27 protein-coding genes are annotated in these 21765 nt (G+C 28.1%); all 27 read right to left on the reverse strand.

Annotated features, from left to right (window positions below):
- Window positions 1-616, reverse strand: a 616-nt coding sequence (locus BN346_RS03445; RefSeq protein WP_162472033.1) for a phage tail protein, incomplete at its 3' end; no start/stop codon positions are given.
- Between the two features lie 3 nt (window positions 617-619).
- On the reverse strand, window positions 620-1276 hold the full coding sequence (locus tag BN346_RS03450) for a phage tail protein I (protein WP_034439415.1): 657 nt from the start codon (window positions 1274-1276) through the stop codon (window positions 620-622).
- Window positions 1276-2430: a baseplate J/gp47 family protein gene (locus tag BN346_RS03455; protein ID WP_034439418.1), complete on the reverse strand. Its 1155-nt coding sequence runs from the start codon at window positions 2428-2430 to the stop codon at window positions 1276-1278. Before BN346_RS03455 ends, BN346_RS03450 begins: the two co-directional genes overlap by 1 nt.
- Complete coding sequence (locus BN346_RS03460; protein ID WP_034439420.1) at window positions 2420-2719, reverse strand: hypothetical protein; 300 nt, start codon at window positions 2717-2719, stop codon at window positions 2420-2422. The genes BN346_RS03455 and BN346_RS03460 overlap by 11 nt, the downstream gene beginning before the upstream one ends.
- A 12-nt stretch (window positions 2720-2731) precedes the next feature.
- Window positions 2732-3148 (reverse strand): phage tail protein, encoded by a 417-nt coding sequence (locus BN346_RS03465; RefSeq protein WP_051539954.1) that lies wholly within the window; start codon window positions 3146-3148, stop codon window positions 2732-2734.
- A gap of 11 nt (window positions 3149-3159) precedes the next feature.
- A complete protein-coding gene (locus tag BN346_RS03470) occupies window positions 3160-3354 on the reverse strand; it encodes a hypothetical protein (RefSeq protein ID WP_148361073.1) in 195 nt (64 codons plus the stop codon).
- The gene (locus BN346_RS03475) at window positions 3347-4261 is read right to left on the reverse strand and encodes a hypothetical protein (protein WP_034439426.1); all 915 of its coding nucleotides are present in this window, start codon (window positions 4259-4261) and stop codon (window positions 3347-3349) included. The genes BN346_RS03470 and BN346_RS03475 overlap by 8 nt, the downstream gene beginning before the upstream one ends.
- 4 nt (window positions 4262-4265) lie before the next feature.
- The gene (locus BN346_RS03480; RefSeq protein WP_242838383.1) at window positions 4266-4466 is read right to left on the reverse strand and encodes a tail protein X; all 201 of its coding nucleotides are present in this window, start codon (window positions 4464-4466) and stop codon (window positions 4266-4268) included.
- Window positions 4459-6756 carry a phage tail tape measure protein gene (locus BN346_RS20375; protein WP_051539957.1) on the reverse strand — a complete coding sequence of 766 codons (2298 nt, stop codon included), beginning with the start codon at window positions 6754-6756 and terminating at the stop codon, window positions 4459-4461. Before BN346_RS20375 ends, BN346_RS03480 begins: the two co-directional genes overlap by 8 nt.
- A 159-nt stretch (window positions 6757-6915) precedes the next feature.
- Complete coding sequence (locus tag BN346_RS03490; RefSeq protein ID WP_051539960.1) at window positions 6916-7266, reverse strand: hypothetical protein; 351 nt, start codon at window positions 7264-7266, stop codon at window positions 6916-6918.
- 63 nt (window positions 7267-7329) lie between these two features.
- Window positions 7330-7851 (reverse strand): phage major tail tube protein, encoded by a 522-nt coding sequence (locus BN346_RS03495; protein WP_034439430.1) that lies wholly within the window; start codon window positions 7849-7851, stop codon window positions 7330-7332.
- Window positions 7851-9305, reverse strand: a complete 1455-nt coding sequence (locus BN346_RS03500) for a phage tail sheath protein (protein ID WP_034439433.1) — start codon at window positions 9303-9305, stop codon at window positions 7851-7853. The genes BN346_RS03495 and BN346_RS03500 overlap by 1 nt, the downstream gene beginning before the upstream one ends.
- Before the next feature lie 12 nt (window positions 9306-9317).
- Window positions 9318-9842, reverse strand: a complete 525-nt coding sequence (locus tag BN346_RS03505; protein WP_034439437.1) for a hypothetical protein — start codon at window positions 9840-9842, stop codon at window positions 9318-9320.
- A 5-nt stretch (window positions 9843-9847) separates the two neighbouring features.
- Window positions 9848-10429 carry a phage tail protein gene (locus BN346_RS03510; protein ID WP_034439439.1) on the reverse strand — a complete coding sequence of 194 codons (582 nt, stop codon included), beginning with the start codon at window positions 10427-10429 and terminating at the stop codon, window positions 9848-9850.
- Between the two features lie 2 nt (window positions 10430-10431).
- Entirely contained in the window at window positions 10432-10749 is a 318-nt protein-coding gene (locus BN346_RS03515; RefSeq protein WP_242838384.1) for a hypothetical protein, read from the reverse strand.
- On the reverse strand, window positions 10733-11059 hold the full coding sequence (locus BN346_RS03520) for a hypothetical protein (protein WP_034439441.1): 327 nt from the start codon (window positions 11057-11059) through the stop codon (window positions 10733-10735). Before BN346_RS03520 ends, BN346_RS03515 begins: the two co-directional genes overlap by 17 nt.
- Before the next feature lie 9 nt (window positions 11060-11068).
- Window positions 11069-11401 (reverse strand): DUF2190 family protein, encoded by a 333-nt coding sequence (locus tag BN346_RS03525; protein WP_051539962.1) that lies wholly within the window; start codon window positions 11399-11401, stop codon window positions 11069-11071.
- A 19-nt stretch (window positions 11402-11420) separates the two neighbouring features.
- Window positions 11421-12926: a phage major capsid protein gene (locus BN346_RS03530; protein WP_034439445.1), complete on the reverse strand. Its 1506-nt coding sequence runs from the start codon at window positions 12924-12926 to the stop codon at window positions 11421-11423.
- Window positions 12927-12938: 12 nt separating this feature from the next.
- Entirely contained in the window at window positions 12939-13595 is a 657-nt protein-coding gene (locus BN346_RS03535) for an HK97 family phage prohead protease (RefSeq protein ID WP_242838385.1), read from the reverse strand.
- The gene (locus BN346_RS03540; RefSeq protein WP_034439446.1) at window positions 13555-15033 is read right to left on the reverse strand and encodes a phage portal protein; all 1479 of its coding nucleotides are present in this window, start codon (window positions 15031-15033) and stop codon (window positions 13555-13557) included. The genes BN346_RS03535 and BN346_RS03540 overlap by 41 nt, the downstream gene beginning before the upstream one ends.
- A gap of 9 nt (window positions 15034-15042) precedes the next feature.
- Complete coding sequence (locus tag BN346_RS03545) at window positions 15043-15267, reverse strand: peptidylprolyl isomerase (protein ID WP_341350015.1); 225 nt, start codon at window positions 15265-15267, stop codon at window positions 15043-15045.
- 13 nt (window positions 15268-15280) lie between these two features.
- Window positions 15281-17125, reverse strand: coding sequence for a terminase gpA endonuclease subunit (locus tag BN346_RS03550; protein ID WP_034439448.1), 1845 nt, complete (start codon window positions 17123-17125; stop codon window positions 15281-15283).
- Window positions 17126-17155: 30 nt separating this feature from the next.
- Complete coding sequence (locus BN346_RS03555) at window positions 17156-17617, reverse strand: DNA-packaging protein (protein ID WP_242838386.1); 462 nt, start codon at window positions 17615-17617, stop codon at window positions 17156-17158.
- A 243-nt stretch (window positions 17618-17860) separates the two neighbouring features.
- Window positions 17861-18070 (reverse strand): hypothetical protein, encoded by a 210-nt coding sequence (locus BN346_RS03560; protein ID WP_034439453.1) that lies wholly within the window; start codon window positions 18068-18070, stop codon window positions 17861-17863.
- Window positions 18071-18249: 179 nt separating this feature from the next.
- A complete protein-coding gene (locus BN346_RS03565; protein ID WP_034439454.1) occupies window positions 18250-18825 on the reverse strand; it encodes a hypothetical protein in 576 nt (191 codons plus the stop codon).
- A 517-nt stretch (window positions 18826-19342) separates the two neighbouring features.
- Window positions 19343-20917: a hypothetical protein gene (locus BN346_RS03570; RefSeq protein WP_034439456.1), complete on the reverse strand. Its 1575-nt coding sequence runs from the start codon at window positions 20915-20917 to the stop codon at window positions 19343-19345.
- Window positions 20918-21119: 202 nt separating this feature from the next.
- On the reverse strand, window positions 21120-21765 hold a 646-nt coding region (locus BN346_RS03575), incomplete at its 5' end, for a hypothetical protein (protein WP_034439458.1).

The raw sequence follows: 21765 nt of genomic DNA on the forward strand, positions 1-21765 counted from the left end.
ACTTTGCATCTAATTGCTTCTTATTTTCTCCCAAATGCGACTCAATAGACTTACCATCATTGCAATTAATATCTTCTGCTTTAAGCTCTATTGCTCCTGTTTTAGAGTTTACACTTTCAACTGGAACTTTAATATTTTCAATTTTTTGTTCTAATATCTGTATATCTTTTTTAGTTGCAAGTATAACTGTAGGATCTATTTTTAATGTAACACTAGCTGTATTACTAACTTCTAATATCATTTTTATAAATAAATCTTTTGATGAACCTTCACTTGCTAGTGGTTTATATGTTTCAGGGTATTTACCTATTGCAATAAGATTATCCTCACTATCAAATACCCCTGCTTCACGAATCATAAAGCCACCAATATCACCTGGAATCATTGCTTGTATAATAATCCAGTTAGGATTATTTTCATCAATAGTTATACTACTTACAGGACCTTCCCAAACTTTATTTTTTAATGTTTGTTGATCTTCCATTGGATTATAATAACTTCCGTTGCTATCTCCAACTTTAAACTTTATTAGATTTAAAGTTGTGCCTAAAGCACTTGCATTGGCTATTTTAGCTTTACCTAATTTAGTTAGTATTGTATAAAATTGTTCTGACATAAATTACTCCTTTCTTGGATATATAGTTATATTTTCAACTCCTTGTCCTTGAACCATAGATAACTTTATATTACCTTTACTTTCAATATCTTTAGGTGTCCAAGGATATACTACAATTTCTTCACCACATATAGTTGTAGCTCCTATAAAAATTGAACCTCTATTCGTTAGAAATATATTTATAAAATCTATCCATGATCTTTTATTTTTATAAGCTTCTATAAGTGTATCTAACTTTTTTAATTCTTCAGGAGATGCACCTCTTTCGGTAACATCTACATCCAAACCAAAAAAGAATGGTTTTCCATCATATTCAAACCATTCTTTTAACTTAGTTTTTCCAAAAACAGTAGAAGCCATATCTTCAACAGCTTTTGGAGTACCTTTTATTCTATGAATTTTTAAGGAGTCTTTTACTATTTCTCTTTTTTTGTCTAGTGTCAAGGTATAATCATAGAAATCAACATGAAATTGCCATGCTAAAGAATCAATTGTATCTTCATCAAGTTCATCTATTCTACCATAAATATAAACTAATCTGCTATCATTGCTAAGTTTCTGAAAGTAAGGATTTAATGTTTTACATAAAGCTTTAATGAATTTGTCTTGTTGAAAATATGAAGGTTGTAAACTTAATAGATCTATATTGTTTAAATTCATTACTCCATACCCCCATATACTATTTTTATATTTTCAACCTTTGCAAGTTCATTTTCTTTAATTTTTGTGTGTTCAGGATATATTAAGTTTATTCTTCTTATCCCGGATACTTTTCTTTCTTCAACTTCATATGATGCTGAATCTTGTATTTTATACCGTAATTCATCGGGATTTATTGATTTTCCTATTTCTTCTTGCTGCCATTTTACAAAATCTCTTATTGCACCAGTTTTACAATCTAGTTTTTCACCCTCAATTGCCTTTCTCCATTTTCCTTCTTTAGTTGGGAAATTTTTATCAAGAAAATATGTTAATTCAATATTATATTTTTTTACTTCTGGTGTTCCTACCTCAACTTTATCTGTAAGTGGCCGTCTATCCCTTGGAGAACATTCATTATATACTTTATTCAAAATTTCATCTGAAGGTATTTCACCATTATCTACTACAATCAAAATTTTAATTACTCCTGGTGATGGTGAAATAATTTTTACACCTGTAATTGATGGATCAGCACTATAAGCAAAATATTCATATGCTCCTTCTGTTCCTGCTGTACTTTTACTTTCTATTTCTAATCTAGCTCTTTCTCTATATGTTTTATCATCTTCTACATCTGCGCCTGAAGCTGATATAGAAGTATTATAAATTTTTTCAACATAAGCAATTGGATCTATTAGATAATTTATTTTTCCTACCTCATAACCATTATATTTACTCCCTGTTGATGAAGCTATTAAAACTATCTCTTTTTCTAGTTCTCCTTTAGGTATTATTACATCATTCCTAACTTTAAAAATTGCTATTCCATCAGGTGTAATTTTAGTTCCTGCCTTTATTAAAATATCTTCTTCTAATACTTTAGATAATTTACAAACTCCTTTACAAAATGAATATGTTGCTTGTAACCTATTGGTACTATGATAGTTTTCTGCTATTGCGTCTAATTTTTCATTTCTTGCATTTTCTAATAAATTTTGATTAGCTGTATCGTTTATTTTATTTGATATTCCAACTAAAATTGGCATTAAAGACTTTAAAAATATTTTTCTTTCATCCCCATCAGCTAATGTTTCATCTAATTCATTTTCTATACTTTTAAGTGTTTCATTGAAAATTTCATCTGCATTTGTGTTTATAAAATTAAGCTGCAATTTGTATCACCACCTCTATTACTGGACCATTATTAAATGCTGACACATTAACATCCTTAACTATTGCCCTTGGTTCATATTTCTCAATCAAATCATATGTTTCTTCTACTATGTCATACTTATTTATATCTAAAGTTACATCTAAATTTTTAGGATCTCTTCCCATATCTCTTGCATATGGAAGTTCAAACTTTATTATATTAAGTATATTCCTCACATTTTGAATTATTTTTTCATTATTTTTTGCATTCCAATTTATATTTTCATTAGAATTTATTTTATAAATCATACTACCTCCACATTATTTATCTTCTTTTTTATAACCTTTTCTGGCATATTCTTTAAAATCTAATTTCAAAGTGATTTTTATTAACTTTTCTGAAATAAATTCAGCATTAGATGCTGCTATTTTAATTAATAAAAATTTACTACTTGATACAGGCTTATCTCCTAAAAATAGCATATGTGGTATTCTTGATAGTAAAATATTTTTCCAATCATTATATTCTTTTTGAACATTTATATATTTTGATTCTCTTAATGTTATTGAAATGGAGGGACTTTCAGCACTTATGCCTTTTATATAAATAGATGGTTTACAGCCTTCTACTTCTTGTTCTTCAACATTCAATGAAATATCATTTTCATATTCATTAAAAGTATATATTTTATTTGAACTTACTATAAATTTTTTACTTGCAAATCCTCCAAGTGCCATAATACACCTCCTTATATTTGAGCTATTATAACACCACTTTTTAAATCATTGTTATAAAAAGCTACTAATACTTCTTGTCCTACTTCCAAATTAATTAAACTTATATGTTTAGCAATTTTTAATTCATATGAAACAGTATTTATATCTTCAAAAATTACCCTTACTGAGTTTAAGGATATATTTGAAATTTTTCCTTTTCTATTCATATCCATTTACCTTTCTAACATTAATTTTTGATTGGTTATTTACCAAATCATGAATTACTTTTTCTATTATATATTTACCATTAAATAATTCTAAATCTAAGATTTTTATTGTATTTCCCGCTGAAATGTTAGTGTTTTTCTTTATTGTAAATTTTCCTATTGTTTCATACTTATTATATTTTTTAAATATATTTTTAGAAAATCTATTAGCTTCTACTATGTTATATGTCTGTATATCATTTATCTTTAATATTTCACCATTAAATTTTCTATTTATATATCTACCTTTAACAAGAAAATCTGAATTATAAATAATCTCACATCCACTAATTATATTATTTGAAGTTGTTTTAAAATCATATTTATTAATCATATCTTCTTTACATATTATTATTTCTTCTATTTGTTCTTCTAAAAATGTCTCTGAAATTATTAATGCTTCATTATTTGATATTTTTAAATTATAACCTTCTAACATGCATCTAAAATTTAAAAAATCTATATTATTTCTTTTGTCTTTATCTACTCTTTCATATATATAGTTTTCTATACCATAAGTTTTTAAATTTAATCCTTCTTCTTTTACAAGATCTTTTGCTAAATCTAAAAATCTTACATTTTCCCAAGCCCTTGTATTTTTAGTTTTTGTTTTTTTCTTAATAGATAATGCTTTAATTGTATATTTACCATTAGAACATCCAAAGTCATCTATATACATTTTTCCAGTAGAAAATAGTCCCTCTATAATTTCTATACAATCATTTTTTTTAAAATTCCATTGTCTATATTTTAATTCTGAATCTGCAAAAGAAATAATAATACTATCTGCTTTATCTCCTATGTTATCTGTTATTTTACATTCTAATATTTTTAAATTAATTTCTACACCTTCATAAATTAATTTCATTTAATCACCTTTTCCATGGTGGCAAAGTATTCTCTACTTTTACATCAATTTTGGGAATTGATAATTGAATTTCCGAATCAAAAATTACTATATCTATATAATTTAAGTTTGCTTCAATTATTTCGCTTGAATATTTTTCAGTTCCATAAAAATCAAAAGAGATACTATCAAAAGTATCTCCTGCTTTAGTTATATATTTATGCAAAATCTGTTCTCCTTTCATCATCAAAAACTGATAAAACCCACTCTTTGAAGTCCTCATATTCTTCTCTTATTTTTCTAATTTCATCATCTGTTACATTTCCTGATATATTAGGAGCAAACACAAAAGTATGACCTTCATTATTCCTTCCTTTTGCACCAATTGCACCAGCAGTTTTTTCAAGTAGTGATAAACTTCTTGGATTATTTCTTTTTAAAGGTATAACTGCTTCTGGACCTGCTTCACCACAAATTGATGGAATATTAGTTATTCCACCTCGTGCAAGCATTGGTATTTCAGGTATATTTATACCTACAGTTCCACCACCTAGAACTTTAGGTAATTTTGCACTTCCTAAACTATTTATACCACCAATAGCTTTATTTACAAGACCTATAATAGCATTCAAAGGAGCTTTTGCTAATGAAATCAATCCATTAAAAATCCCTCCAAAAATGTCTTGTATTCCTTGCCATGCTAGTGACCAATTTCCAGTAAAGACTCCTGTTATAAAATCTATTATTCCTCCAAAAGCTTGTAATGTAGATTGTATTACCTGTCCAATAGTACCAAATGTAGTTGAAATGATTGAACCTATAACAGTAAATGCTATAGTAAATACTGGTTGCAATATTCCTGATATAAATTGCAAAAATGGTGCTAACACACTATTCCATAAGTTGCTTATTTTTTCGCCTATGCTTGCTATTACTGGTAGTAATATACCCTGTATCCATCCTGATACTTGTTGTACTAAACTACATACCATTTCTCTAAAAGGTTCACATCTATTCCATAGTATTGTAACAATTGCAACTATTGCCCCTATTGCTAAAGCAATCCACCCTATAGGTCCCATTAAAAATCTCATTGCTTGACCTAATGTAGCAGCTCCTCCAGCAACAGCTTTAAATGCAAAAGATATTTTACTAAAAGCACCTCCAATTTTACTTATAGTGCCCATGAATCCACTTACCTTACTTGCTATTTTTAAAGTAGCCATTGCACTTCCAATTCCTAATATAAGTGGTATAAATCTTTTCACTGTACTAATAATTGTTGGTGCGTTTTGAATTATAAAATTAAATGTATTAGCTAACATACTCTTAATGGTTTCAAAAGTATTTGAATGTATAAAATCACTTATTGTACTTTTTATACTTGTTGCAAATTCAATAAGCTTAGGACGTAACTCTAAAATCTTAGCTTGTACTTTTTCTAAAGAACTTTTTATATTAGGTGCAAATTCTTTCACCATAGCATTTCCAGTATTAATAATAGTATTCCATAGTATCTTAAACTTTCCTAATATAGTATCATCAATTGTCATAGCAGCTTTATCTAATGCACCTTCTGTATCTTTCAAATCCTCTGCTAAATCTACAAGTCCATTTCCTGATGTAGCAAGTAACTTATTAAAATCATCAAGATGGTTTTTACCTGCAATCATTGCAATATAGGTATCTCTTTCCTGTTCAGTGCATCCTGAGAGTTTTTCATTTAATTCTGCAATAACTGTAGCCATATTTCTTGTTTTCCCTGCTTCATCAAACATGCTTACACCTAAAGCAGTCATACCTTCTTTAGCTTGACCACTAACTGCTAACATATTTGTAAAAATAGAGTTCATAGCATTTCCTGCTTCACTACCCTTAAGACCTTGATCTGCTAATTTATCTAATATAGCAACAGTTTCATTTAGTGGAATTTTAAAATTATTAAATGTTCCACCACTTGCTAAGAGTGAATCTAGTAAATTCTCAAATGTAGCATTTCCTTTAGTTTGTGCTAAAGCTAATAAATCTGTATATGATGCTGTATCTTTAGCACTTAATCCTAATGCAGATAGTGAATCTGTAACCTTGTCTGAACAACTTCCAAGCTCCATACCTGAAACAACAGAAGATTTAACTATCGCACCAACATTTTGGAGTGAATCTTCTACCGACCACCCAGCTAATGCTAAATAGTTAAAGCCCTCCATAACTTCTGTTGACGATTTACTCATGGTATCTGAAAGTTCAACAGCTTTTTTATTGTATGCTTCTAATACTTGAGGGGTAGAGTTTTTTCCTAATGTAGCACTTACATTTGCTGTAGCTTGTTCTAAATTTGCAAAAGATTTAGTAGCTAAAGCTACCCCTGCTGCTACAGCACCACCAGTTACTTTAGCTACTTTTGCACATTTTTGTGCTATATTATTGGATTGCTGACTTATTTTATTAAATGCTGCTTGAACACTAGGTTCAAGAACACCACCAATACTTATCGTTGTTTTAACTGTACTAGCCATCTAACTACCTCGCAGTATTTAATTTTTTAAACTCTTTATTTCTTCTATCAACTTCATTTGCGAGAGAATCATAGTATTCAAAAAGTTCTAATAATGGCATGTTATAACAATCTTTTCTGCTATTTGAAGTTTCTAATGTTATTTGTGCTACTATCTGTTTTATATATCTTCTGCTTGGTCCGCCAAGTCTGTAATAAAAAAATTTCTTCCTAATGTACCTGCCTTTTTAAAATCCCTTGCTGAAAATCTCTTTAAATCAGAATAATCTATATTGGCTGCTTCACAAAATAAATATCCTCCTAATATTGGGTCCATTTCATATGGACCATTAATCATATATCCATTTTTTCTAGCTGCGGCAAAGGCATTATCTACATCTTGTCCTGTTAAATTTTCAAAATCATAATTTATTTCTTTTTTTTCTTCACCATCTATCATTACAGGCTTCCTTAGTTTTAAAACTGTTTTTTCCTCTATAGTTTCTATTTTATTTTCTAATATTTCTCCCATTTTTAAATCCTCCTAAATTAAAAAGCTAAGAGATATATTTTGTATCTCTTAGCTTTTTTTATTTTATAAATTCTTAGTTATATCTGTTAATTGATCTATTCCATTTATTTTGTAAACATTGTTTAATTTATCAATGTTTAATATTTCTTTGCCATCCATTATTCTTCTATATGCTAATACTTCAAATTCAGCACTTCCATCTTGTGCTGAACCTGACTCTAACTTACCCTCTGAGAATTTTTTTCTTTTGACAGTTAAAAATGCTTTATTTGCAACTGTCATTGCCTTTCCTGTTGAAGTATCTATTGCATCAGTTACCCATCTTAATTCAATCTGTGAGGAAGTTAATAAATTAATTGTTTCTTTATTGGTGCTCCTAAATGTTATTTCTAAACTAAGAGAACCTATCTGTCCTAATGTTGGTAAATCAATCTCACCTAAAATGCCAGCACCTTTAATTGTATCTGTTAATTCCTCTATTTCTGGAAGTGTTACTTCTGTAGTATCCCCAACTTTAATTGCCTTATTGCCATCTCTATTATATACAGTATAGGCTACAACTTTATTTGATATTATATTTGACATTATTCTTCATCCTCCTTTGGTGCATAAGCTTTTGATATTCCTAAGGAAGTGTATTGAATATTTTGTGTTATAGATTTTGCAATAGGTGTATTTGTTACTAATGTATTAAATGTAAAATTACCATTTATTATGTCATTATTAGGATTGTTAGTTTGAATAAAATTTATTTTGCCATATAATAAATGTCCTGAAATTACATGTGCATCTAATATCATTTGTTCTGAATTCATTATTGAATCAACATCATGTCTATTCATTGAACTATCTATAACACCTGTATTTCTTACTTGAAAATCATTTAGTAAATACTTATGCATCATAATATTTGTATCAAATATTTCCTCAGGCTTACTTGTTACGCCATCTTCAAAGTTTGCCATATGTGGACCCCAAAGAACATATTTACCACCATTATAAATTGCTGTAGTTATTCCATGTGCATTAAGTTCATTTGCTCTATTCTGACTAAATTTAATATGGTTACCTTTACCTAAAGTTAATCCTGAAATATCTATCTTTTTATTACTTGGTGTTTGATATGGGATATTATCATATTTAACATCAGTTTGCATCTTAGCCACAATCCCTAAAATTGATAAATACATTTCCTTGCCACCCATTATACCTTTAGGCCAAAATGTTTTTTCCTCATTTGAATTGTATCCACTTTCCTTTTTCCACTTTATAGCTTCATCTATATTTTTAACATTTTCTATTGGTATATCTGTAAAAGCTATTGCTTCCCATCTATCAGTTATTTTTTTAGTAGCTGAAACAAGAGCCTGTCTTACTTTAACTTTTTCATTCCAACCAGGTGCACTTAATATTGTTGGAACTACATTTAATTCCTCATAAACATCCTGAACTGCTAATATACCTGTTCTAGTTTCATCTTTTTCATTATATGTTCCAACAATATCACCTTCAGTAATTGTTGGATCTAAAACTTTACATGAAATTGAAATTTTACCATTTACAATTTCTTTTTTTTCTTTTTCTATAAATTTAATTTTTAAATTACCTTCCTGTGTATATTCTAATTCATAATCTTCATCTATTACTTTATCTTGTATCTCAATTGAATCAATTAACACATGTTTCTTGATTATTCCTATATTTTTTATTACATCAACTTCTATATTTTCTGTTATAGCTTTTTCTGTGTTTAATACATTTATTAATACAATAGGACCTATAGGTTCTATGCTATTTTGAAAATGTGCATATATTGTAGCACTAAGTGAAAACTCTTCAAAATTATCTGATAAACTATAACCTGTTTTCCTTATTGCATCTTGCATATTTTTTATCAATATAGGTTTATTAATACTTCTATTAACTTTCTCTACCCTATGCATAGGACAAGTTCCAATATATACAGGTATATTTTTAGCTGTTGTTATATCCTCTACACTTGGAATTATTGAACCATACAAACCATGTTTATATGCCATTAAATCACCTTCTTATAAATATTTTTCATAACTTTCACAGTTAAATTCTAACGAATTAATATTTACTGTGAAAGTTAAATCAGCACTCCAATATGGATAAATTACTTCTTTATCCATAACCCAATCTATCGGTTTATTTACACTAACTTTTTCTTTTATTATAGGATTTTGACTTAATTCTCTTCTTATTTTTGTTATTATATTAAGTAAATCTTTATAACCATCCATATTAGGAGTTAATTTTTCACCATCAAATTTACCAGGATCATATGTTGTAATTTTTAATCTTATGTTTAAAAGACTATTGTCATAGTCATCTGATCCATTATCTATCATTACAATTATTCCTGGTATGTCATATTCATAATTCTCTAAATAATTTTTATGTGGAAGCCACCCTGAAAAAATCGCTGGATTCACAAGTTCATACTTGCCTTCAATTTTATTATCTTCAGGTGGCTTTTTAAGTTTTATATTAGATGCTACATTTTCTTTTAAAAATAAAACAATAGCATCTAATACTTCTATATCTGTCATTTAACTTAACCCCCTAACTTTACTATCTTTCCCATTCTATAATTTATTTCATGTTCAACTCTTTCCTGTAATTTCTCTTGTGCTTCATCCATTACTTTTGTATTAACTTTTTCATTGGAAAGCATTTGTGGCACTGATACTGTTCTAAGAACTTTTATTGGATATCTCTCCTTACCAACTCTCTTTACAATGTGATTGTTACCATTTAAATTCGCTACAAAAGCTTTTGGATCTGTATTAACCTTTTTAGTGCCTGTTTTTTTAACTTTTACTTTTACAGGTTTATTCTTTGTCCAATTACCTGCATTTTTAGAGAATCTACCTAGTGTTAATCTACTTCCTGAACTTATAACAATACCTGTTAAATTGCTTGGTTTAGCTCTTTTAATATTTATTGTACTTTGTATTTCTCCTGATTTTATTGCATATTCTTTTCTAACTTCTTGTTTCATTCGTTTATTTGCAAATGATAATGTCCTATTTATAGCTGCACTTGTTGCTTTATTCATTTCTTTTGGAAACATACTAAGTTTTTTTAATGCTTTTTCCATTTCCTTTGTATCAATTTTAAGCTCTATTCCTGCCATATTTAATCCTCATTTGATTGAAGTATAACTTCATACATATTTACATCTTCTTTTACATCAAATACTCTATAAAGTATTCCATCGAACATTTGAACCTCTCCAACAATAGGCTTCTTTATATCATCCTTTTTTGCAAAATACAATAAATCAGCCTGAATAATTCCATCATACTCTTTTCTATTTCTTTCTTTTAACGTATCATTATCAATTACAACTTTAATTTTTTTTCTATCTATGATATGCTCATCAGCAAATTCTAAGGAGTTTAGAAATACATTCTCTACATCATCTTTTATAAAATTCTTAAACGTCATTTCCATTTTTATTATTTCTCCTTCCAATTTGATTTTTAATTTGTTTATCCTTCGTTGCTAATTTTTCATCTATTTTATCTTCTTTTTCATTTTCTATAATATCTACACTTTCAATAAAATCTTCTTGTGTTTCTTCTGTCTTTTCTACATCTTCACTAAAATTATCTTGTGTTTCTTCTGAGTTTCTCCATTCAGCTACACCAGATTCCAGCCAAATTTTAACCATATCATGATTAGATGCTGGTAATTCATCCCCAATTTTATATTGATGTGATTCAAATAAAATCGGATATATTGCTATCAATTTTTCTTCCACTTTAATCACCTATCCAATTAGTTTTACATATACACTAACATCATTTTCAGATGCAGTTTTAACTGCATATCCAGCAGGAATATTTGATGTTTCTGTTGCTGTTATACAATCATTAGCTTCATCATAATAAACTTTAGTTCCAACTATAATCTTTTCTTTTTGAGCTTTTCTAAATTCAAAAACACCAACAACATGTACTGTTCCTATTTCATTTTCTTTAATGCTTGTCCCAGCTATACCTATTCTAGATATAATGTTTACTACATCACCTGCTTCAATTATTTCTTCTTTATCATTTTTATAATCAATAGTTTCTCCCTTTTGACAATATACCGCCTTCATAATATTTTCCTCCTTATATTTATAACAATGGATCTACTGATGTAATGCCTGGATTCTTAATTATTCCTCTATAATCCATAACTGAAATTCCCCAATCTAAATATATATCCCACACAAATCCTAGTTGACCTGCTGACTCCATTCTCCTTATTGTTGGAATCTCTTGTCCATTTAAATAATCTACTTGAATAGAATCAGTATCTCCTTTATCCCCAACTACAAACCATGGCATATCTCCTGATTTACACAAAACATTAATTGTTGCATCCTCTACAATTTGAATTTGATTTTTATATCTATAAAGTGGATTCGCTGATTGTGTATTACCTACTGTATTAATAGTTGGACTATCAAAAATAGTATACATATCAAACGCATATCCAACTGGAACAATTATATAAGTTGGCCTTATAATTATTGCTTCTCCAAAGCTATCTGTTTGTAATTGTAATGCCATAAACATTTTTTGTATTGATTGTGCTGTTATACCTGTTCCTGTAGCTATTAAATTTTTATGATTCGGACTAAATAATGCCTTTCCATCATAAATAGCTGGATTGTTTAATAGTATTTGATATACTTGCTTGTTTTGAGTTTTACGAGCTGATGCTGCATATTTAGCAGGTATTTTTGATAAAAAATCAATGTCATCGTTAATAAAAGCTTGTCTAGTCATGGAAAATTGCCTTCCATAAGTCTTTAATTTTCTTGTTGGAAGCTTTTCATCAGTTGGCAAGTCATGTTTTAATTCTCCTCCTTCTGGCACTTCTAAAAATTCACCTGCTGGTCCAGCTAAATATTTGTTTTCAACAGTTTTAAAATCTTTTAATGTTCCCTTTTTGGTCCATATATCAAATGTAACCGGTGCTGTTTTATGCCCTTCTACATATGCTTTATTAATAGCTTGATCTATTATGCTTGGAAATGCAGATGTTGGATTATAAAACTGTCTTGATAACATACTGTATATCTCATCTGATGATTTTCTGTTAATATTAGATATTTCACCTCCTTGAAGTGTTTCTATCGCTAAATCTCTTAGTGACATTCCCATTAAGTCTCTTGCTCCATCAACTGGCTTTTCTATGATAACTCCACCACGCATTACTAATGCATCAGCAGCGGCAGCTCTAAATTTATCTTGTTCATCTGCAATTACTTGAACTTCACCTGTTCCTCTAGTTTTTATAGGTGATGCTTCACTTCTTATATTATCTAAAATTGCTTTTCTAACATCATCTAGAGATGTTCCATCTTCTATATAATCAGTAAAATCAACATCAAATTCTCTACATAAACTAGTAATTTCTGATATTCGTTTTCTTTCAGTTTCAATAGCTCTTTCATTCCCATTGTTAGTTTTCTCTTCATTTTCGATTTCTAAATTCAATTCATCAATTTCTCTTTGCAAGGAATCAAATTCCAATTGCTCCTCCACAGTAAAATCCCTTTTACCTTGTTTTACTGTAGTAAGTATTTCTTGTTGTCTTAACATTTTTTGTTGTCTTTTTTGTTTTGCTCCCATTCTATTTACCTCCTAGTATTTTGATATATTTTTATTTATCTGAATTTGATTTTCATAATATGAAAATGTATTTTCAGATTCTTTTAATCTAATATTGCTTTTTTCTAACTCTCTTCCCACACCAACAGTGGGGTCAGCTGGTACACTAACTATAGATATTTCATATGGTGTCCATTTCCTTGCTATTTCACATGGTCCTGTAAATCTTCCATCTGCTGATATTTTATTTGAAATTACTTCTTCAAATGAATCTATCCTATATCCTACAGATACACCTTTTAATGTTCCACTTTTAACCTTTTGATATATTTTCTCTGAATCATCATCTATATCAAATTCAACTTCTGCATTTCCTCTATTATTTTCAACCCAAACTTTAGTTACTTTCCCAATCACCTCATCTCTATTATGATTAAATAATAAGCAGCCGATTTCACTTAATCTAGTTAAATCGACTGCTCCATCTGAATGATCTAATATTTCAGTTCCCCACCACCTTTCATAAGGTTCTTCTGATGAAAAACTTAATATGAATTTTCTTTCATTACCTTTACCTTCAACTGTTCTTATAGAATTTGTTGTTAATTCTCTAAACATATCATTTTTATCTACATTTACTATTTGATTATTATCCTTCCTTAACATATAATTCTTCTTTCCCTTTATCAAAAATAACACCTCCCATATCTATGCCATTTTCTTTAGCATAATCGAGTACATCTTTTATTTCCTCTATTTGTTCTTTCCAATCCTTTCCGTTTTCTGATGCTATTTGCTTAAATGTCTTTTGACCTGTTTGTAATGCTATTCTATTTGAATTTGCCTCTTTTAATGGATCAATCCACTTCTTAGGTGCTTGAATCCAATCATGTTTAAAATATTCTTCTTTTTTGTTCCAAAAATCTTTTATTTCAAATAATCCACTTAAATATCCTGATATTATAAATGTTTCATAAACTTCATTTAATACATTTTCTGTAAGCAATTCAATTTCTTCTGCATATGTTAAAGCATCTTCTATACTTCCTTGCCTTGCTGATGAATAATTAGTTTCTGACATATCTCTTGATGTAGCTTCATAACTTATCCCTTGACCTGCTCCAACTAATCTTTGTTGTAATTTAATATATCCTGTTGCATCAGCTGCTTGACCCGATGGATTTACAACTTGAATTTCATCTCCAGCATTTAATTCCTTTATCATACCTGGCGAAATAGTTTTACCTTCATAATCATGTTTCCCCATAGTTGAGTTTGTCCCACCTCTACCTATCCCAGTTGTAGGTATTTGTTTTTTTATAAAAACTGATAAGCATGCTGCTATTCTTTCCTTAACTGATACAGCTGTCATAAATTCATTTGCATCTCTTATTCTTGTTATAGTTGGAGACATATCAGACATTTCTCTTATTTGAGATGGTCTTTTTTTAGAATAATAAAATATAACATATTTAGCTTCAATATATACTGGATTTTCTATTGAATAGCCATCAATACTATATTGCTTAATCCAATATCCAACTGGTTTATTGTACCTATTATATTCTATTCCCCCAACAACTTTATTTTTATTATCTTTAGGTATAATTTGAGAATTATCTAATTCATCTACTTCTATAGCTTGCAATTTAAATGGTAAAATTCCATCATCTGTATACCTTTTTAAAAATAATATTCCTCCATCAATTTTTTTTCTTTCAACTGCCATTCTAATCATTTGATTAAAGCTTTGAGTACCTGTAACATCACAATTATCTTTTTTACACCACATTTTCCATACTTTTTCAATCTCTGAGTTTAGCTCATCATCCGTTGTCCTAGCTTGTAATGTATACCCTCCACCTATTACATTTCTTTTATAAGCTCCTACAACAGAATTCATTATGTCTGAATTTCTTTCTAAGTCTCTACATCTAGCTCTAATATTATCTCTACTGTATCTATCTGTCATTTCTGCTGATTGATTGGTAGCTTTCCAATTAGAGTTACTTCTCCCATAACTCCCAGCATCATAGTTTCTAAGTTCTCCCAAGTATTGTCTATATGCCTCACGCTTAACACCCCATTCAGGAGATATAAAACCAATAAAGTTATCTAACCAATTCACTTTATATACCTACCTTCCTGAAAAAATTGCAACATACGTATCATCTAATAAATCACTATCATTTCTTGCTACTTGTGCCATAAGATCATCCTTCATTTCTTTTAACATCTTTAAGTCTGCTCTTGTTAATTGTCTTGAACCAATTTTATAAGATTGCCCTCCTATTAAAACCTTATATATTGCTTTATCAACTTCACTAAGCATTTCTTTTGCTGAAAAATTATTTTCATCCACATTTATCACCTCTTTATATCCATTTCTCATTATTTTTAATCCAATTTTCTTCTGGTACATACTGTTCATTATCATATGATTGTTCTACTTCATCATTTTCATTTTCTAAATGTAATAATCTCACATTTAAAACATCAGCCGCAGCCATGGCATAAACTTCGGTATCTAAATAATGGTTATCTGCATGAGATGTTTTTAAAACCCATTGTTGTCTTGTAAGATTCCCATTTTTAACATTAACCTTATGCTCTGATGTAACCTGTTCAGCATATTCTCTATCACATCCCTTATATACCATCCACGAACCTTTGCCGTTTTCTTTTTTCATACGACCAGCTATCATGTCCTTATATTTTCCGCCATCAACAATAACTAAATTCATTCCATATGCTTTGGATTCAGTTTTATTTACCTTTGATAACTTATAATGTGATAATTGTGGATTAGATGCACCTTTACATGGCAAACACCAATCTGAATTAGATGCGGCAAAATCATAAACAGAATCAGAATCATATCCTGAATCCATAAGTGTTAAATTTACAATCATTTTTGTTCCATCTTCTTTTATATATTCTAAATTCATAACCTTTTCAACTTCTGAAAATGAATATGCCTGACCATGACATATATTTTGACTTGTAACAAAATCACCCCATGCTCTTATGCTCCAATATAAACAATTTTCTTGAACATCTACTCCTCCTGTTAGTAGCTTCGCCCAATTAGGTACTACAAATTGTTCTATATTGGTTTGTCTTTCTAATACTAAATCTGCATTTGTTTTTAATTTAGTATCTTCCCATGGTTCCGCTAGCCATGAATTAATAAAGTTTTGCAATTGTTCAGGATCATCTCTTGATTCTAAAAATTTCTTCGCCATATCTTCCCAAGTAACAAATATGCTATATAATGAATTTATCCAAAAAGATATTGTCTTTGGTTTACCAATACATTTTTTATTTATACTTCTCCATTTTCCAAGTCGTAATATCTTAGGTTTTTCTTTATCTTCAATTACACATCCACATTCTTGACATATATATTTAGCTGTTGATGCACGTTGTGCAATAGTTAATCTGTTTTCTTTATCTTTTTCAAAAACTACTTGATTCCATTTTAGTTCTATCATTTTTTTACAATGAGGACATGGCACAAAATAATGCCTTTGTTCTTCTGCTGCTTCATGTATTTTCCACACATAATTATTTTTTAATGTAGGTGTAGAACATGAATATATCTTTTTAGAATGTTTAAATGTTTTTGTACGTTCTACAGCTAAATCATAAGGTGAAGCTTCTTTCTTTGAAGCTCCATTCATTTTATCTATTTCATCGAACATCAGATATTTAATTGCTTTTGATGCAAGTTTACTAGGTGAATTAGCTCCTCTTAAATACAAATTCATTCCCCTAAACTTTAAAGCAAGTTCCTTGGATTGATTTTCTAAAAATCTTTCTCTCAATGATGGACTTTTAAAAAATGCTGGCTTTAACTTATCATTAGATATATCTTTTGCTAAATCATCTGTTGGATAAACAATCATAGTTGGACTTGGATTTTGAGTCACTATCCACCCAATAGCATTTAACAATGCCTCTGTGCCACCAACTTGAGTTGGTTTACAAAAATTTATATGCTCAATGTAAGGATCATTGAAACTATCCATAATTTCAACTAAATATGGTGTAACGTCATTTGACCATTTACCTGGAAGTGAACTTGATTCATCCAACACTCTATATTTTTCCGCCCATTGACTTACATTTAATTGTTCAGGCTTTGCAAGCGTACGTTTTAATATTCGCCTAAATAAATTACTTGTTTTTTCTCTTGAACGTATCCTTTCATTCCCCATATTATCACCTTATTATGAATATAATTTTATTTATCCTTCATCATCCTCCTCATATGCTTCATCTAAATAATAACTTTTTTCTCTATTAATTTTATCTGGATCATATTCTGATAACTCTTCTAATGACTCTGTAATTTCTTTTAGAAGTATTTCAATTATTATATTAATATCCTCTTCCCCTAAAATTTGTACAGCTACTTTATTAGGTATAGACAATAATCTATTTCTAAAATTAATTAGCATTTCATTTAAAAACAATTCTACATCTGAAGCTTCATGAAGTTCCTTTTTTAATTTTCTAAGCTTTAATTTAGATATATTCTTTTTAATTTGTTCATGCTCTGCCTGTTCCTTTTCTCTATCTATAGATGTACCCGTATTCGTTTCCGCTTTTACTTTATAATCAATATATTCCTGAACACATTTTTCTAAGTTATATTTTTTACCATTTTCAGCAAAAGAAAAGAACCCTTCTTCTCTTAGTTGTCTCACCCTCCTAGATGTGATTCCTAATATGTTTGCGAGTTCTTTTTGGTTTACATTCATGATTTATATCACCTCAATATAAACATATATTTTTTCAACCTATTTTTTTATAATTTTTGAATATTATTTTATATCAAAACAGGAAGGAAGTACCTAAATTTTTTTTGTTGTAAAAAGATACAAAATGGGCATCGCTAGACCCTCATGTACCTATCCCCCTAGGAAGTACCTTAACATAAAATAATATTACTATTCTCTTTGTTTTATTGCCCCGTTAACTCTCTTATAACTATCATGCTTCATACATTCTATCGCTCCATCATATGGATAATAGTACAATTCCATATACTCACATGTATTATAGTTACTACATCCTTTGCATAACTCTAGAGACTTAGCACATGACACTTTATCTCCACTAAATCTTATATTTAATTTAATCTTATTCCTTCTTTTCATGTACAAGCCTCCTTCCATTTAATTGTATAAATAAAAGGTGAGTAAAAACCCATATAATTAAATATAAGTACTTCACTCACCTTTTATTTAAAGTGCAATCTATCAATAAAATTTTATAATATTATATTACTATATATTTTTCTTATGTTCAATGGCACTAAATGTGCATTGAATGTGCATTATATTATATCTCTAACGCTTTCGGGAAATAGAATAGTTATCATTTTATTCATTAATCTTTTTCTATTCCTTAATATGGTTGTCCTATCTTTACCCATCCTCTCTGCTATATATTCATCTGTTATAGTTTCCTCTTCGCCTTCTAAATATTTAATATATATTATATCAAAATACTTATCGTTCCTTATTTTATCTAATGCTCTATCTATTCTATTTAAATCTCTTTTAGTTTCTTCCTTTTCTCTTTTGTATTTTTCTATTAGTTGCATATATCTATCCTCTTCACTTATTCCACCAGATGTAGAATATACAACTATTGAACCACTTTTCTTAGGTAATCCATATCGTTCGATGTTTCTTATATCTTCATCTTTTTGATTTAATGCCTCTTTCAATGAATTATAACTATATAATAAGATTTCAATTCTCTTATAAAAACTCATTTCTCTTTTTATCATATTTTTATTTCGTAACTTTTCTATTACCTCTACAGCTGTCTTTTCCGCTGCATTACTAATAATATCTTTTATCTCATTAATGTTCTCAATTTTATTATCTTTAACACTTTTACCCATAACCAAACTCCTTATCTATAGTTATTTACCATAATCCATCTCTAAATATTTTTTTAATATCAATTAACATTCTTCTAATTCTTCAATTGTTATTCCTTCTATATTTTCTATTTTTGCATACACTAATTTCTCTTCGCTATCTCCATGCTTTATATTATACATTCTTTATAATACTCATATCTTTACATTTAAACTCTATTACATTTAGACTTTTCATATAAAATTTAACTTTAATAATGGTTTCTTCATTTTCTTACTTTATTTTTGAATTACAACACAAAAACACCACAAATTTCCTTATAAATACTGCAGTGTTTTAATATATTATTTTATATTTATTTTTTAAATTAAAATTTATCTATATATTAACATGAATAATTCCCTTATTTTTCTATTTACTTATAATTCAATATCTTAAATAAACAGTATAAAAGCACTAAGTATTATTATATTAATTACAGATTTTATATGAAAATCACCATGACTAAGTAATAATCCAAATGCTTTATATTATAAATTATTTAAAACCAAAGTCATCAATGTTTATTTTTTTACCTAAGTATTTTATATTGTTAATAGAAAACTTGTTGCCTTGAGTTATTATGCCACTTACAGCAATATACGTGTACTCTGTTCCATTATCATAATATTCATGATCAATGTAAGTTTGAACTGAAACAGAGATACTTAATATTAATTTATAAGATTTATTATCATCAACATTTTCAATAATAGTGTCAATTTCCTCAATACTACAGCTATTAATATGATCTATACTACTCCATTCCCCAAACTCTCCAAGCAAATCACTAAAAAGACTACAATCACAGATTAACTTATCAACTTCATCATAAATTTCATAATTTAAAAATTTATTTTTTATAAATACATCCATTTTAGGCATATCTTTAAAGTTTCTATCATTATACCATTTTGCATCATTATACCAACTAATTAAATTCGAGTAAATACATGAAACATCTACCAAATAATCATTCTCACTCAGTAATATTTTTTTTAAAAATTCATTTCTTCTTTTCTTCTTTTCACAAATTTCTATATAGGATTCTGCTATTTTTATTATATGAAATAGAACTTCATATATATATATATTATTGATTAATGACCTATTATCAAAGAAAGACTTTAATTTTTTTTTATCCTTTATCAAAGTAATTAATTCACCTTTCTCAATATCCATCAATTTAGTTAAATAACAAATCATATTATAAATATATTCTTTGCATATATCGGCAATAACTGGATTATTTTCTATCAATTCCCTCATTTTATCATCATCAACATATTTTTTCATTTTATCTGAATCAAACATAATGTAATTACAAACCTCTTGCTTCAAATACGAAATTGCTGATGAATAATATGATCCATCAATAGTTGTACTCATATTATCTTCTCTTATTTCACAGCCTAAAAGAGAAAGCATTCTGTTTATATGATTTTTACCAGTAACATCTATTCTATCATAATCATTTAGCTTATATGTTGTAAGCAAGTTAACTATCGTTATTATTTTCCATTTATCATTGTCAATATACAAATTATTTAATTTTGTAATAATTTCTTTATCATCAATAAATTCCACAAATTCTTTTTGATTTTCTTCTGGTAAATACTTTTTTAAAATCATATTAACTGTTGGCAAAATACTAATTATTAATTGCTCCACTTCTTCTTTAATCAAATTTAATTCATCATGTATTAAACTATTTCTAAACTTATTCAAGTTTTCGATTCTATTATAAGTATACTTATCTATTGTTTCTTCACACAGTACTATTATTCTCTTTATTGTGTTATTAAAATTTATTGTAATAGATTCAGTGTTCTTTTTACATTCATTTTTTCTAATGATCCCAATTTTCACATTAAATTTATGTTCAATTAATTCTTGAATATTATTATATATATATAACCTATGTTTATTAAATAAAATATATTTAAACAGAACTTCCATAGAATGATGAAAATTAATTATTATTTCCTTTAAATCAAATTCATTAATATTATCTTTTGTCAATCCTTTAATAGCTTTCTTAAAAGAGTGAAACCCATTTTCAAAACGATTCATTATTACCTCCATCTAATGTAATTTAATTGGAACTTTCCATATTACTCTAATACAATCTGATTAATTCATCAGATCACTATTTATCTATACTTCTTATACAAATAAATTTTAATTAAGATTATTCTACTATCACAAATCAATTATAACATATTTTTTAAATACTAAATCATTCAATTTTCAAAGAACATATTTTTAATATAATTTATAGTCTTGTCCCACATATCGGACATAATACACATACAATTTCATCTACTTCACCTGTATTGTTGTCTACTATATTTGCCTTATGTGTGATTTCCTCAATATATATGGAAAATTTTCCATTTTGCGATGATATTGAAGTTTCTCCTCTACAAAAACTACATCCTTTCTTTTGTTCTATCTTTGTTTTTTCTATAATAATGCTTTCCTTTTCATTGTTTTCTTCTACTGTTGTTTGCTCTTGGCTTTCTATATGATCTATTTCATTAATATTTTCTGCTTGATTTTCTTCTATAATAGTCTCTTTTATAAGTTCTTCTTCTTTTTCTTCCTCTTGGTATATCTGTTCTTTATTTCTTTCTAATGTGTTTTCATTTTCTAAGACATTAATTTGCCCTGGTATTTGTTTATGCTCTTCTTCTTGTCTTTTTAATTCCTTTACATCTTGCAATGACACATCTTGACTATTTAATAAATTATTTACCTTGTTTTGCATAGATTCCGAAAGTTGTGACGCTTCATATGCTGTTGAAAAACTAATTTTATTATCTTTTAATGCATCAATTAGATTTTCATTAAGATTATTTTTAACAGCCTTATACCTAGCCAATTTTGTAGCTGAAATATTAGTTATTTCTGAAAGTAAA

Source organism: Clostridium ihumii AP5 (genome assembly GCF_000612845.1).
GTDB classification, from domain to species: domain Bacteria; phylum Bacillota; class Clostridia; order Clostridiales; family Clostridiaceae; genus Clostridium_J; species Clostridium_J ihumii.

Excerpts from the sequence above, each read along its gene's own strand:
- BN346_RS03450 (WP_034439415.1), bottom strand. The coding sequence starts at position 1,276 with ATGAATTTAAACAATATAGATCTATTAAGTTTACAACCTTCATATTTT.
- BN346_RS03460 (WP_034439420.1), bottom strand. The coding sequence starts at position 2,719 with ATGATTTATAAAATAAATTCTAATGAAAATATAAATTGGAATGCAAAA.
- BN346_RS03465 (WP_051539954.1), bottom strand. The coding sequence starts at position 3,148 with ATGGCACTTGGAGGATTTGCAAGTAAAAAATTTATAGTAAGTTCAAAT.
- BN346_RS03470 (WP_148361073.1), bottom strand. The coding sequence starts at position 3,354 with ATGAATAGAAAAGGAAAAATTTCAAATATATCCTTAAACTCAGTAAGG.
- BN346_RS03475 (WP_034439426.1), bottom strand. The coding sequence starts at position 4,261 with ATGAAATTAATTTATGAAGGTGTAGAAATTAATTTAAAAATATTAGAA.
- BN346_RS20375 (WP_051539957.1), bottom strand. The coding sequence starts at position 6,756 with ATGGCTAGTACAGTTAAAACAACGATAAGTATTGGTGGTGTTCTTGAA.
- BN346_RS03490 (WP_051539960.1), bottom strand. The coding sequence starts at position 7,266 with ATGGGAGAAATATTAGAAAATAAAATAGAAACTATAGAGGAAAAAACA.
- BN346_RS03495 (WP_034439430.1), bottom strand. The coding sequence starts at position 7,851 with ATGTCAAATATAATATCAAATAAAGTTGTAGCCTATACTGTATATAAT.
- BN346_RS03500 (WP_034439433.1), bottom strand. The coding sequence starts at position 9,305 with ATGGCATATAAACATGGTTTGTATGGTTCAATAATTCCAAGTGTAGAG.
- BN346_RS03505 (WP_034439437.1), bottom strand. The coding sequence starts at position 9,842 with ATGACAGATATAGAAGTATTAGATGCTATTGTTTTATTTTTAAAAGAA.
- BN346_RS03510 (WP_034439439.1), bottom strand. The coding sequence starts at position 10,429 with ATGGCAGGAATAGAGCTTAAAATTGATACAAAGGAAATGGAAAAAGCA.
- BN346_RS03515 (WP_242838384.1), bottom strand. The coding sequence starts at position 10,749 with ATGGAAATGACGTTTAAGAATTTTATAAAAGATGATGTAGAGAATGTA.
- BN346_RS03525 (WP_051539962.1), bottom strand. The coding sequence starts at position 11,401 with ATGAAGGCGGTATATTGTCAAAAGGGAGAAACTATTGATTATAAAAAT.
- BN346_RS03530 (WP_034439445.1), bottom strand. The coding sequence starts at position 12,926 with ATGGGAGCAAAACAAAAAAGACAACAAAAAATGTTAAGACAACAAGAA.
- BN346_RS03550 (WP_034439448.1), bottom strand. The coding sequence starts at position 17,125 with ATGGGGAATGAAAGGATACGTTCAAGAGAAAAAACAAGTAATTTATTT.
- BN346_RS03560 (WP_034439453.1), bottom strand. The coding sequence starts at position 18,070 with ATGAAAAGAAGGAATAAGATTAAATTAAATATAAGATTTAGTGGAGAT.
- BN346_RS03565 (WP_034439454.1), bottom strand. The coding sequence starts at position 18,825 with ATGGGTAAAAGTGTTAAAGATAATAAAATTGAGAACATTAATGAGATA.
- BN346_RS03570 (WP_034439456.1), bottom strand. The coding sequence starts at position 20,917 with ATGAATCGTTTTGAAAATGGGTTTCACTCTTTTAAGAAAGCTATTAAA.